Genomic DNA, 12,975 nt, shown 5'->3' with positions numbered 1-12,975 from the left:
CCGAACAAGTGATTCATCGCAGATGTGTCCCGTCATCCGTCGTCCGTCATCCGGTCTCGTGCATGGCACTCAGTACCCTGAAGTATGCACACTCAGTGCCATGCGTCCAGTCCGTGGGTCGTGACGGTCGGTGTATCTTCCCCGCATGACTGAGGCACAGGGGCGCGGTGCGGGCGTCGACGACGGTGCGGCCGCCAAGCCCTCGATGCGGGACGCGCTGATCTCGGCGGCGTTCGAGTTGTTCGTGGAGCGCGGATTCGAGCAGACCACCATCGACGACATCGTCCGGCTCGCCGGTGTCGGCAGGCGGTCCTTCTTCCGGTACTTCCCGTCGAAGGAGGACGTGGTCTTCCCCGACCACGAGCAATGCCTCGCCGAGATGACGGCCTTCCTCGACGAGGCGAGCGAGGAGGAGCCGGTGAAACGGGCATGCGACGCCGCCCGGCTGGTGTTGCGGGTGTATGCCGCCGATCCCTCGTTCTCCGTGCGGCGGTACCGCCTGACCAAGAGTGTTCCGGGCCTGCGGACCCATGAGCTGTCCGTCGTCCGCCGCTACGAACGCACCCTCTCGGAGTACCTGCAGCGGCGCTTCGCCGGCCGGCCCGACAGGGGCCTGCGCGCCGAGACGATCGCGGCATCGGTGGTGGCTGCCCACAACCACGCGCTGCGGTCATGGCTCCGTTCGGGCGGACGCGAGGACGTCACGGCCCGGATGGACCACGCTCTGGGCTTCGTGCAGGAGTCCTGGGGCCGCCCGAGGGAGGAAGCGGGCGAAGGGGATCGGGAGCCCGAGGATGTCGTCGTCGTGATCACCAAACGCGGGACCCCTATGTGGCGCGTGGTCCAGGAGATCGAGTCCTGCGTCGAGGAGTGAGATCGCCGCAGGTTCGAGGGGCACTCAGTGTTCTACCCTGGGGTACTGAGTGTCATGTCGTGGCGGGCCAGGACTCGGCCTTGGCTCCGTCGTTGGTCTCGTGCGGGAACTCCCCGACCAGATGTGGGGGCTCAGAGGGGTACCAGGGTGATCTCCGTGGCCTTGACGCCGGTGTAGACCTGCGTGCCCTCCGTCAGGGCGAGGTCGGCCGCCGCCTGGGGGGTGATCTCCGCGACCAGGTCGGGGGCGTGTTCGGCGGTGACCAGGACGCGGAGGCGGCTGCCGACCGCGGTGATCTCGCGGATCGTGCCGGCCCACACGTTGCGGGGGCTGCCCTCCGGGCGTGTGCGGTGCAGCGAGACCGCCTCGGGGGCGATGACGGCGAGCGCCTCCGTGCCGGCCGGGACGGGGTCGGCGACCACCAGGCGGCCGCCGTCGGCCAGCTGGAGCGTGCCGTCCGGACTCCCCGTCCCCGCAAGGGCGTTGCGGCCCAGCATCCGGGCGACCCAGGGGGAGCGGGGATGGCGGGTGACCTCGGCCGAGGGGGCGTCCTGGAGGGCGCGGCCGTCTTCCAGTACGAGGACCCGGTCGGCGAGGGAGACCGCCTCGACCGGGTCGTGGGTGACGATCAGGCAGACGCCGCCGAAGCCGGACAGATGGCCGCGCAGCGTGTGCCGTACCTGGGCGCGGGTCGTCTGGTCGAGGGCGGCGAGGGGTTCGTCGAGCAGGAGCAGGCGCGGACTCGGGGCCAACGCCCGTGCCAGCGCGACGCGTTGGGCCTGGCCGCCGGAGAGCTGGGCAGGCTTGCGGTGCGCGAGGTGACCGACGCCGAGCCGGTCCAGCCACCGCTGTGCGGTGCGCCGGGCCTCGGCACGGGGCACGCCGTGGGCCCGGAGCCCGTACGCGGTGTTGGAGAGGGCGCTCAGGTGCGGGAAGAGCGCCCCGTCCTGCGGCACCCAGGCGACACCCCGCTTGTACGGGGGCAGGGCGCTGACGTCCGTGTCGCCGAGGCTCAGGTCGGCGTGGGCGCGCGGGGTGAGGCCGAGCAGGGCGCGCAGCAGCGTGGTCTTGCCCGCGCCGTTGGGGCCGACGACGGCGATGGTGGTGCCGGGGTCGGCGTCCAGGGTGAGTTGGTTGAACCCGGTGACGTCGGCGTGCAACGGCCAGTGTTCCTGCGGGGCTTCGGACCGTCGGGGGGCGGTCGGCGCTCCGGCGCTGGGCTGGGGGAGCCGCGGCGCCTCAGTCGGGGCATCCGGGGCATCCGGGGCATCCGGGGTGTCCGAGATGTTCGATACGTCTGGGGCTTCCGGGGTGCCCGGGGTGCCCGTCGTGCCCGGGGCGTCGTCGTTGCGGGGGCGGCGCGCTGCCCGCGCCTCGCGCCCGGCGGCGCTCCCGCCGGTCCACCGCCCGCGCAGTGCGATCAGTACGGCCATGGCGATGGCGAGGAGCAGCAGCGACACCGAGGTCGCCGCCTCGGGCTGGTCCTGGAGGAGCAGGTAGACCTGCAGGGGCAGGGTCTGCGTGGCGCCGGGCAGGTTGCCCGCGAACGTGATGGTGGCGCCGAACTCGCCGAGCGCCCGCGCCCAGGTCAGGGCGGCCCCGGCGGCGAGACCGGGGGCGACCATGGGCAGCGTCACGGTGCGGAACACCCGTACCGGAGAGGCGCCGAGGGAGGCCGCGGTCTCCTCGTACGCGGGGCGCAGGCCCGCGAGCGTGCCCTCCAGGCTGATCACCAGGAACGGCATGGCCACGAACGTCGCCGCCACCACCGCACCCGAGGTGTGGAACGGCAGCACGATCCCGAACGTGTTCTCCAGCCACGGCCCGAGCAGCCCGCGCCGCCCGAAGCCGAGCAGCAGCGCCACCCCGCCGACCGTCGGCGGCAGCACCATGGGCAGCAGGACGAGCGAGCGTACGAGCGCCTTGCCGGGGAAGCGGACGCGGGCGAGGAGCCAGGCCAGCGGCACGCCCAGGACCAGGGACAGGCCGAGCGCACAGAAGGACACGTACAGCGACAGCCGCAGCGCCTCGGTGACGCCGGGGCTGGTCAGGTGCGCGCCGAGCTCGGCCCATTCGGTGCGCGCGAGGATGCCGACGAGCGGCATCAGCAGGAACGCGATCGCGAGGACGGCGGGCACGGCGAGCGCCATGGGGGTGCGGGGGCCGTGGCCCTGGGGCCGGGGCCGGGTACGTCGGCTGCTCATCGCGGAAGATCCTGGGGGTGTCGAGGAGAACGGTTCGGTGCCGGGCGCATGCCGTGCCGGGTGCATGCCGTGCAGGCGCACGTCGTGCAGGGCGCGCCTACGGCTTCTGGAAGCCCGCCTCCTGCAGGATCTTCTGCGCCTCGGGCGTGCCGAGCCACTTCACGAACTCGGCGGCGGCGTCGGCGTGTTCGGATGTCTTGAGGGTGGCGGCGGGGTAGGCGGCGATGGCGTTCTGTTCGTCGGGGATGTCGACGCCCTCGGCCCTGCCGCCCGACGCGGTGACGTCCGTCTTGTAGACGATGCCGGCGTCGGCCTCGCCGAGCTCGACCTTGCTCAGGACGGCGCGGACGCTGGGCTCCTGCGAGACGGGCTTGACGGTGATGTCCTGCTTGTCGAGCACCCGCTTGCTGTAGCGGCCCACCGGCACCTCGGGCGCGGCGAGCACCACCTTCAGCTCGCTCCCGGCGAGGTCCTTGAGGTCCTTGATGTTCTCCGGGTTGCCCTTGCCGGTGGCGATGACCAGGCGGTTCTTCGCGATGATGGCCGGGGTGCCGGTCTCGGACCGCAGCCCGGCCATGGTCTTCTCGTCGGCGGTGACGAGGGCGTCGGCGGGGGCGCCCTGCTTGACCTGGGCGGCGAGGGCCTGCGAGCCGGCGAAGGAGAACTTCACCTCGGTGCCCGGGTGCTTCTTCTCGTACGCGGCGCCCGCGGCCTTGAACACGTCGGTGAGGGACGAGGCGGCAAGGACGGTCAGCTCGGTCTGCTGCCCGTCCTGCTGCGCGCCGTCGGCACCCTTCTTGCCGTCGTCGCCGGTGCCGCAGGCGGCCAGCGGGACGAGGAGGGCGGCGGTGACGAGCGAGGCCGCGGCGCGGCGGGTGGTCAACACGGTGGACATCGCGGTGGTCATCGCGGTGGACATGAGAGGGACTCTCCTGGGGCTTCGGGCGGCGCGGGCTCAGGCGCGGTCAGGCGTGGGGCTCGGCTGGGGCTCAGGCGCGGTCGATGTGCACGTTGGTCGACTTCACGCGGGCGGTGGCCTGCATGCCGACTTCGAGGCCGAGTTCATCGACCGCTTCGCGGGTGAGCAGGGAGACAAGGCGGTGGGGTCCGGCCTGGATCTCGACCTGCGCGGCCACGTCGCCGAGCTTGACGGCGGTGACGATGCCAGGGAAGGCGTTGCGCGCCGAGGTGTACGACGCGTCCTCCTCGCCGACGCCGCCCTGCCCGACCTCGACGGAGAAGGCGGCCAGGTCGCGGCCGTCGACGAGGCGGCGCCCGGCCTCGTCGCGATGGGTGGCGACCCGGCCGGCATCGGCCCAGCGCCGCGCGGTGTCGGGGCTGACGCCGAGCAGACGCGCGGCCTGACCGATGGTGTAGGACTGCATGTGCGACAAGATACGGCCCGTTTCCTGGCATGTGCAATCCCTTGGCGGAATATCCATGGCAGGTGCCGGTCGGCTGGAGGAATCGCCGAAGTGGGCGAGTGTTTCTCGTCTGCCGGGAAGCCGGGCTCTGGCGGCGGCCAAGGTTGACATCGCTCTGAGGCAACCCCCAGACTCGTTGCGTAAAGTGAAGTCTGTTTCTTTATGTGCAACGCCTCTGTGTGCAACACCTCTATGTGCAACACCTCTGTGTGCAACAGCTCTGTGTGCAACGAATCTCTGTGTGCAACGACGCGTCGTGATTCCCCTTCCGTCGTCGTGATTCTCATTCCAAGGAGTGCCGCATGAAGACCGTGGCCGTGATCGGAGGCTCGCTCGCGGGTCTCTCCGCCGCTCGCTCGCTGCGGGGCCAGGGGTACGAAGGGCGACTGGTCGTCGTGGGTGAGGAGCTCCACCGCCCGTACGACAGGCCGCCGTTGTCGAAGGAGTTCCTGAAGGGCACGCTGTCCGAGGCGGACCTCGCCCTGGAGTCGGACGACGACCGGCTCGACGCCGAGTGGCTGCTGGGCGCCCGCGCCGCCGGCCTCGACCTCCGGGACCGCTCGATACGGCTCGACGACGGGCGCACCCTCGGCGTCGACGGCGTGGTCGTCGCCACCGGGGCCGCCGCGCGGAGCCTGCCCGGCGCCCCCGGCCTGGCGGGCGTGCACGTCGTCCGCACCCTCGACGACGCCCGCGCGCTGCGGCAGGACCTGGCGCGCGGCGGGCGGCTCGTGGTCGTCGGCGGCGGCTTCGTCGGCGCCGAAGTAGCCTCCACCGCACGGGAGTTGGGCCTGGACGTGACGCTCGTCGTGTCCGGCCCCGCGCCGCTCTCCGGCGCGCTCGGCCCGGCCATGGCGGCGGCCGTGGCGCCCGTCCACGCCGACCACGGCGTCCGGGTCCTGACCGGCACCGGCGTGCACGGCGTGACCGGGACGCCCGCCGCGGTGGGCGTCCCCGGCAGGGTGCAGGCGGTCCGCCTTCAGGACGGCCGCAGCATTCCGGCGGACATCGTGGTCGTCGGGATCGGCGCGACGCCCCACACCGACTGGCTCCTCGGATCGGGCGTCGAGCTGGACGACGGGGTGCGCTGCTGGTCCGACGGCACGACGAACATCCCGGAGGTCGTGGCGGTCGGCGACTGCGCGGCGTGGTACGAGCCGTCCCTCGGCCGGCACCGCAGGGTCGAGCACTGGACCGGCGCCAACGAGCGCCCCGCCACGGCCGTCGCCGCGCTGCTCTCCGGCGGCACGGCCCCGTTCAAGGCGCCGCGGCCCCCCTACTTCTGGTCGGAGCAGTACGGCGTACGGATCCAGTTCGCCGGGCACGCGGCGCGGGCGGACAGCGTCACCGTCGAGGACGGCAGCCCGGACGACCGCAGCTTCCTCGCGGTCTACCGCAGGGCCGGGGAGCCCGTCGCCGTCCTGGGGGTGAACCGGGCCAAGCTGTTCACCCGCCTGCGCAAGCAGCTCGCCGCCGCGGCGGTCGGAGCCGGCACCGCATGAGCACCGCCGCACCGCCGGGCCCGGGAGCCCCCGCGCCGTCTCCGCGGGGGCTCCCGGGCCACGCCCGGACGCAGGTCATGAGCGTCGTGATCGCCGCCCCGACGCGTTCTCCGACGGTCGGCCCCGACGCTGTGATCGGCACGCCGCATCCCGGCACCCCCACCCCGGTCGAGCCCGGCGGCTGCGGGGCCCCGGCTGAGCCCGCCCCTCGACGCTCAACCTGAGCGGCACGCAAGGACGTTCAGCCGTCCGGGCCCGGCGCGCCCCCGCCCCGGCGTTCACCCCGCCGAGCTCAGCCGCAGGCTGATCCGGTCGGCCCCCGCCATCAGTGCCGGTGCGATCTCGTGCATGCGCTGTTCCGTGAAGCGGTACGCCGGTCCCGACGCGGTCAGCGCCGCCACCGTCTCGCCGTCGGCCGAGCGGACCGGGGCGGCGATCGCGTTGAGGCCTTCCTCGTACTCCTCCAGCGTCAACGCGTAGCCCCGCTCCCGGACTTCGGCGAGGGCCCTCTCCAGCTCCTCCTCGGACGTCAGCGTGCGCGGAGTCGTACGCGGCAGGCCCGCCTCGGCGATCAGTTCGTGCCGAAGGCCGGGGGAGAGGTGGGCGAGCAGGACCTTGCCGTTGGACGTGGAGTGCAGCGGGGTCTGCCGGCCCACCCAGTTCTGCGCGGCGATGGCGGCGGGGCCGCGCACCTGGTCCAGGTTGATCACGCAGTGAGCCTCCAGGACCGCGATGTTCATCGTCTCGCCCAGCTCCTGCGCGAGCCGGTCGCAGATCTTCCGGCCGTACCGGGTCACGGCGATGCGCCCGGTGACCGCTCCGGCGAGGCGGACGATGCCGAACCCGAGGCGGTACTTGCCGCGCTCACCGTCCTGTTCGACCATGCCGTGCGCCTCCAGGGCGCCGAGCAGCCGGAACGCGGTCGACTTGTGGACATCCATCGCCGACGCCACCTCGCTCACGCCGAACTCGCCGTGCTCGGCAAGGATCTCCAGGACGGCGACGGCCCGGTCGACGGACTGCACCCCGCCGCCGGCGACACCCGTGGACCCAGCGCTGTTGTTGCTCATGGCGCAACTATATGCGAACTGCTCAACTTGACCACCTCTGTTGGGTGACTTTTCTCAGCGGAACACGACCGTGCGGTTGTCGTTGATCATCACGCGGCTCTGGCTGTGCCACTCGACCGCGCGGGCCAGCACCCGCGCCTCCACGTCCCGGCCGAGCGCGACCAGGCTGGCCGAGTTCTGGGCGTGGTTCACGCGCGTGACGTCCTGCTCGATGATGGGCCCCTCGTCCAGGTCGGGCGTCACATAGTGGGCCGTGGCGCCGATCAGCTTGACCCCTCGCTCGTGCGCCTGGTTGTAGGGCTTCGCGCCCTTGAAGCTCGGCAGGAACGAGTGGTGGATGTTGATCGCCCGGCCTTCGAGCTGCTTGCACAGGTCGTTGGAGAGGATCTGCATGTAGCGGGCGAGCACCACCAGGTCGACGTCGAGCTCGCCGACGAGTTCGAGGAGCCACGCCTCCGCTTCTTCCTTCGTCTCGCGCGTCACCGGGACGTGGTGGAAGGGGATGCCGTAACTCTCCGCCAGCGGCTCGAAGTCCCGGTGGTTGGAGACGATCGCCGGGATCTCGATGTTGAGCGAGCCGGTGCTCTGCCGGAACAGCAGGTCGTTCAGGCAGTGGCCGAACTTCGACACCATGATCAGCGTGCGGGTCGGCGTGGACGTGGCGTGCAGCTGCCAGCTGATCCGGTACGCCTCCGCCACCGGGCCGAAGCCGGAGCGCAGCTCGTCCAGGGAGGTGCCGGGGTCCGAGACGTCGAACTGGACGCGCATGAAGAAGCGGTCCTGCTGCCGGTCGTCGAACTGCTGGCTCTCCTGGATGTTCCCGGAGTGCTGGACGAGGAACCCGGTGACGGCGTGGACGAGGCCGGCGCGGTCGGGGCACGAGAGGGTGAGGACGTACTCACTGCCGGGGTTCGGGCGAAGGGACACGGGGTCCTCCCAGAGATGCGTATCGCGCAACACAGTGATTGATGCGCAACATGGTCCGGGTCGGGGCACCCTCGGGTCAAGGGCGTTCCCCGACCTTGTTCCCTGCGATTTCCGGGCACTCGGCCGCCCTCCGGAACCCTCGGGAAACTCGCCCTCCCGCTCTGGAAACTCCCCTTGACACCGGGTGGGGGCGGCTGCAGTGTTTGTTGCGTAACCCGATGTGCGTTGCACATCAAGCAACTTTCTTCCGAGTGTCTGATGGGTCTGATGGGAGAGTGGCGGCGATGGCGGGACCGCGCGTGGTCATCATCGGTGCGGGCGTCGTGGGGGCGGCGCTGGCCGACGAGCTGTCCGTACGGGGCTGGACCGAGGTGACCGTGGTCGACCAGGGGCCGCTGCCGGCCACCGGTGGCTCGACCTCACACGCCCCGGGGCTGGTGTTCCAGACGAACGCCTCCAAGGCCCTGACGGAGATGGCCCGTTACACGGTGGAGAAGTTCTCCGCACTGCAGGTGGACGGCAGGCCCTGCTTCCTGCCGGTCGGCGGCCTTGAGGTCGCGACGACCCCGGAGCGCCTGGCCGAGCTGCAGCGCCGGCACGGCTGGGTCACCTCCTGGGGCGTCGAGGCACGTCTCGTGGGACCCGAGGAGTGCGTACGGCTGCATCCCCTGGTGAACGCCGAGCGGGTCCTCGGCGGACTGCTGATCCCGACCGACGGGCTCGCCAAGGCGGTCAACGCGGTCGAGGCGCAGCTCAAGGCCGCCGAGGAATGCGGCGTACGGCTCCTCGGCGGACATGAAGTCCTCGACGTGCTCACCGAGGAAGGGGACGGGGACGGGGGTGACGGCGGCGAGCGGGTCACCGCGGTCGTCACCGACCAGGGCGAGATCGCCGCGGACATCGTGGTGTGCTGCGCCGGTATCTGGGGCCCCAAGGTGGCCCGCATGGTCGGCATGAACCTGCCGCTGACCCCGCTGGCCCACCAACTCGCCTGGACCGGCCCCGTTCCGGAGCTCGCCGGGCAGGCGGAGGAGGCGGTCCGCCCGATCCTGCGCCACCAGGACGCCGACCTCTACTACCGCGACCACCACGACCGCCTGGGCATCGGCTACTACGGCCACCGCGCCATGCCGGTCGCCGCCGACGACATCGCCTCGGTGACAGAGGCCGAGGAGATGCCGTCCGTCCTCCGCTTCACGCCCGACGACTTCGCCGAGGCGTGGACCGAGACGCAGTCGCTGCTGCCCGCCACCCGCGAGGCGAAGGTCGAGGAAGGCATCAACGGACTGTTCTCCTTCACCACCGACGGCATGCCGCTGCTCGGCGAATCGCCCGAGGTGAAGGGCTTCTGGGTGGCGGAGGCGGTCTGGGTCACGCACTCCGCGGGCGTCGGCCGCGCCGTCGCCGAATGGCTGATCGACGGGCACTGCTCTACGTTCGACCTGCACGAATGCGACGTCAACCGGTTCGAGCAGCACCAGCTGGCCCCCGAGTACGTCCTGGCCCGCGACTGCCGGAACTTCGACGAGGTCTACGACATCCTCCACCCCCTCCAGCCGCCGGGCGCGCCCCGCCCGCTGCGCACCAGCCCCTTCCACGCCCGCCAGCAGGAGCTGGGTGCAACCTTCCTGGAGGCCGCCGGCTGGGAGCGGCCGCAGTGGTACGCGGCCAACGAACACCTGGTGACCGGGCGGGACATCCCCGTCCCGGGCGACTGGGCCGCCCGGTTCTGGTCACCGGTCGTCGGCGCCGAGGCGCAGGCCACGCGCGAGAACGTCGCGATGTACGACATGACCGCGCTCAAGCGCCTGGAGGTCACCGGCCGCGGCTCCGCCGCCTTCCTGCAGCGCCTGGTCACCGGCAACATCGACAAGTCCGTCGGCTCGGTCACGTACACCCTGCTGCTCGACGTCGACGGCGGCATCCGCAGCGACGTCACGGTCGCCCGCCTCGGCAAGCACCGCTTCCAGGTCGGCGCCAACGGCAACCTCGACCTCGACTGGCTCACCCGCCACCTCCCGGCCGACAGCCGCGTCCAGGTCCGGGACATCACCGCCGGCACCTGCTGCATCGGCCTGTGGGGGCCGAAGGCCCGCGAGGTCCTCCAGCCGCTCACCGACGCCGACTTCTCGAACGCGGGCCTGAAGTTCTTCCGCGCCAAGGAGGCGTACATCGGCTCCGTCCCCGTCACCGCGATGCGCCTCTCGTACGTCGGCGAGCTCGGCTGGGAGCTCTACACCACCGCCGACCAGGGCCTCAAGCTGTGGGACACGCTGTGGGAGGCGGGCCAGGAGCACGGCATCATCGCCGCAGGGCGCGGCGCCTTCAACAGCCTCCGCCTGGAGAAGGGGTACCGCTCCTTCGGCACCGACATGACCTACGAGCACGACCCGTACGAGGCCGGTGTGGCCTTCGCCGTGAAGAAGGACAAGGACGACTTCATCGGCAAGGGCACCCTGGAGCGCCGCGCCGGGAACGTCACCCGCCGCCTCACCTGCCTCACCATCGACGACCCGGACGACGTCGTCATGGGCAAGGAGCCCGTCCTCGACGGGGACCGCCCGGTCGGGTACGTCACCGGCGCCGCCTACGGCTACACCATCGGCAAGGGCATCGCCTACGCCTGGCTGCCCGCCGAACTCGCCGTCCCGGGACGGCAGTTGACCATCTCCTACTTCGACCGGCGGGTCGCCGCGGTCGTCGCCGAGGAGCCCCTGTTCGATCCCAAGATGCAGCGCCTGCGCGGCTAGGCGACGCAGAGGAAAGGTGACAGAGATGAGCGCGAAGATCCTCGACGGCCGAGGCACGGCGGCCGCCCTCCGCACCGAACTCGCCGCGCGCGTCGCGGTGTTGGCCGAGCACGGCGTCGTACCCGGACTCGGCACCGTCCTCGTCGGCGACGACCCGGGCAGCCGCGCCTACGTCGGCGGCAAGCACCGCGACTGCGCGCAGGTCGGCATCGCCTCGATCCGCCGGGACCTGCCCGCCGACGCCACCCAGGAGCAGGTCGAGGCGGTCGTCGACGAGCTCAACGCCGACCCCGCCTGCACCGGCTACATCGTCCAACTCCCGCTCCCCAAGGGCCTCGACGCCAACCGCGTACTGGAACGCATGGACCCGGCGAAGGACGCCGACGGCCTGCACCCCGTCAACCTCGGCCGCCTCGTCCTCGGCGTCGAGGCCCCGCTGCCCTGCACCCCGCGCGGCATCGTCGAACTGCTCCGCCGGCACGACATCCCGCTCGACGGGGCCCGGGTCTGCGTCATCGGCCGCGGCGTCACCGTCGGACGGCCCATCGGCCTGCTGCTCACCCGCAGGTCGGAGAACGCCACGGTGACGCTCTGCCACACCGGCACCAAGGGCGTCTCCTGGCACGTCCGCGAGGCGGACATCGTGGTCGCGGCGGCCGGCTCGGCCGGGCTCATCACCCGCGACATGGTCCGCCCCGGCGCGGCGGTCCTCGACGTCGGCATCAGCCGTACGGAGGACGGCCTGCTCGGCGACATCCACCCGGACGTCGCGAACATCGCGGGCTGGGTGGCACCGATGCCCGGCGGGGTCGGCCCGATGACGCGGGCGATGCTCCTTGCCAACGTCGTAGAGGCGGCCGAGCGCGCGGCGGGCCTCGCCCGATAGCCCCTCAGCCCTTCCCTCGCGCATGCGCGCATGCGCTCGTTCTCACGTGATCACACCCCTGACCCACCCGGCCGCCCGCGGCCGAGGTGGCTTCTCTTCGAGGTGAACCATGACTACTCCCGGACTGCCGGAGAGCCTGATCCCGACGCTTCCCGGTGAGCACTACACGGACCCGGAGATCTTCCGCCTGGAGCAGGAGCGCATCTTCGAGACGATGTGGTTCTGCGCGGCCCGTTCCTCGGACCTGGCCAAGCCCGGTGCGTTCAGGACCGTCGACGTCGGCCGCGAGAGCGTCCTGCTGTCCCGGTCGCGGAACGGCTCCGTCCGCGCCTTCTACAACGTGTGCCGGCACCGTGGCGCGAAGCTGTGCACCCAGGAGTCGGGCCAGGTCAAGCGGTCGTTCCAGTGTCCGTACCACGCCTGGACGTACGACCTGGACGGCAAGCTCGTCGCGGCGCCGAACCTGACGAAGATGCCGGATGTCGGCCGCACCGAGTACGGCCTCGCGCCTGTCTCCGTGCGCGAATGGCTCGGCTACGTGTGGGTGTGCCTGGCCGAGGACCCGCCCTCGTTCGACGAGTCGGTGATCCAGGACATCGTCGACCGGCTCGGCGACGCGGACGCGATCGTCGGGTACGACATGGAGAACCTGGAGGTCGGCAAGCGGATCGTCTACGACGTCAAGGCGAACTGGAAGCTGATCATCGAGAACTTCATGGAGTGCTACCACTGCGCGACCATCCACCCCGAACTCACGGAAGTACTCCCCGAGTTCGCGGACGGCTTCGCCGCCCAGTACTACGTGGGGCACGGCGCGGAGTTCGGCGGGGACGTGCAGGGCTTCACCGTCGACGGTTCGGCGGGCCTGGACCGCATCCCGGGGGTCTCGGAGGATCAGGACCGGCGGTACTACGCGATCACTGTGCGGCCGCAGGTGTTCATCAACCTGGTGCCGGACCACGTGATCTTCCACCGCATGTACCCGGTGGCGGCGGACCGGACGATCGTGGAGTGCGACTGGCTGTACCTGCCGCACGTCGTCGAGAGCGGCAAGGACGTCAGCCGCTCGGTGGAGCTGTTCGACCGGGTCAACCGCCAGGACTTTGACGCCTGCGAGCGCTGCCAGCCGGCGATGAGCTCGCGCCTGTACGCCAAGGGCGGCGTCCTGGTGCCGAGCGAGCACCACATCGGCGAGTTCCACGACTGGGTTCAGGCCCGCATCGGCAACCACTGACCCCGAACCCGAGAAGGGCGCCACGGTCCCGGACCGCGGCGCCCTTCTCGTCGTCCACAGGCGCGGCGAGTGCCGGGGCGGGGGCCCGACGCGACAGACGGCCG

10 protein-coding genes are annotated in these 12,975 nt (G+C 71.4%); 5 read left to right on the top strand and 5 right to left on the bottom strand.

Annotated elements, in window-relative coordinates:
- The first annotated feature begins 145 nt into the window (after window positions 1–145).
- Entirely contained in the window at window positions 146–874 is a 729-nt protein-coding gene (locus QIS99_RS02480; RefSeq protein WP_408909462.1) for a TetR family transcriptional regulator, read from the top strand.
- 131 nt (window positions 875–1,005) lie between these two features.
- Here QIS99_RS02480 and QIS99_RS02475 read toward each other — a convergent pair whose 3' ends face one another.
- From QIS99_RS02475 to QIS99_RS02465, 3 genes are all read right to left on the bottom strand, one after another.
- On the bottom strand, window positions 1,006–3,078 hold the full coding sequence (locus QIS99_RS02475; protein ID WP_282509847.1) for an ABC transporter permease: 2,073 nt from the start codon (window positions 3,076–3,078) through the stop codon (window positions 1,006–1,008).
- Window positions 3,079–3,175: 97 nt separating this feature from the next.
- Window positions 3,176–3,973, bottom strand: a complete 798-nt coding sequence (modA, locus tag QIS99_RS02470) for a molybdate ABC transporter substrate-binding protein (protein WP_282509917.1) — start codon at window positions 3,971–3,973, stop codon at window positions 3,176–3,178.
- Window positions 3,974–4,067: 94 nt separating this feature from the next.
- Window positions 4,068–4,463 (bottom strand): TOBE domain-containing protein, encoded by a 396-nt coding sequence (locus tag QIS99_RS02465; RefSeq protein WP_282509845.1) that lies wholly within the window; start codon window positions 4,461–4,463, stop codon window positions 4,068–4,070.
- 341 nt (window positions 4,464–4,804) lie between these two features.
- On the opposite strand from QIS99_RS02465, the gene QIS99_RS02460 reads away from it, so the two are divergent.
- Complete coding sequence (locus QIS99_RS02460) at window positions 4,805–6,004, top strand: NAD(P)/FAD-dependent oxidoreductase (RefSeq protein WP_282509843.1); 1,200 nt, start codon at window positions 4,805–4,807, stop codon at window positions 6,002–6,004.
- A 278-nt stretch (window positions 6,005–6,282) separates the two neighbouring features.
- Here the strand turns inward: QIS99_RS02460 and QIS99_RS02455 are convergent, their stop codons facing one another.
- Window positions 6,283–7,074 carry an IclR family transcriptional regulator gene (locus tag QIS99_RS02455; protein ID WP_282509841.1) on the bottom strand — a complete coding sequence of 264 codons (792 nt, stop codon included), beginning with the start codon at window positions 7,072–7,074 and terminating at the stop codon, window positions 6,283–6,285.
- Between the two features lie 54 nt (window positions 7,075–7,128).
- Window positions 7,129–8,001: a formyltetrahydrofolate deformylase gene (purU, locus tag QIS99_RS02450; protein WP_282509839.1), complete on the bottom strand. Its 873-nt coding sequence runs from the start codon at window positions 7,999–8,001 to the stop codon at window positions 7,129–7,131.
- A 284-nt stretch (window positions 8,002–8,285) separates the two neighbouring features.
- Here purU and QIS99_RS02445 point away from each other — a divergent pair, with 284 nt between their 5' ends.
- The 3 genes from QIS99_RS02445 (at window position 8,286) to QIS99_RS02435 (ending at window position 12,871) form a co-directional block, all read left to right on the top strand.
- Window positions 8,286–10,751: a GcvT family protein gene (locus tag QIS99_RS02445; RefSeq protein ID WP_282509837.1), complete on the top strand. Its 2,466-nt coding sequence runs from the start codon at window positions 8,286–8,288 to the stop codon at window positions 10,749–10,751.
- 25 nt (window positions 10,752–10,776) lie between these two features.
- Window positions 10,777–11,637 carry a bifunctional methylenetetrahydrofolate dehydrogenase/methenyltetrahydrofolate cyclohydrolase gene (locus QIS99_RS02440; RefSeq protein WP_282509835.1) on the top strand — a complete coding sequence of 287 codons (861 nt, stop codon included), beginning with the start codon at window positions 10,777–10,779 and terminating at the stop codon, window positions 11,635–11,637.
- A 109-nt stretch (window positions 11,638–11,746) separates the two neighbouring features.
- Complete coding sequence (locus tag QIS99_RS02435; RefSeq protein ID WP_282509833.1) at window positions 11,747–12,871, top strand: aromatic ring-hydroxylating oxygenase subunit alpha; 1,125 nt, start codon at window positions 11,747–11,749, stop codon at window positions 12,869–12,871.
- The last annotated feature ends 104 nt before the right edge of the window (window positions 12,872–12,975 follow it).

It is taken from the genome of Streptomyces solicavernae (assembly GCF_029968095.1).
Classification (GTDB): Bacteria; Actinomycetota; Actinomycetes; order Streptomycetales; family Streptomycetaceae; genus Streptomyces; species Streptomyces solicavernae.
The sequence above is the reverse complement of the archived record's forward strand: the minus strand, read 5'-3'. Positions and strand labels throughout refer to the sequence as shown.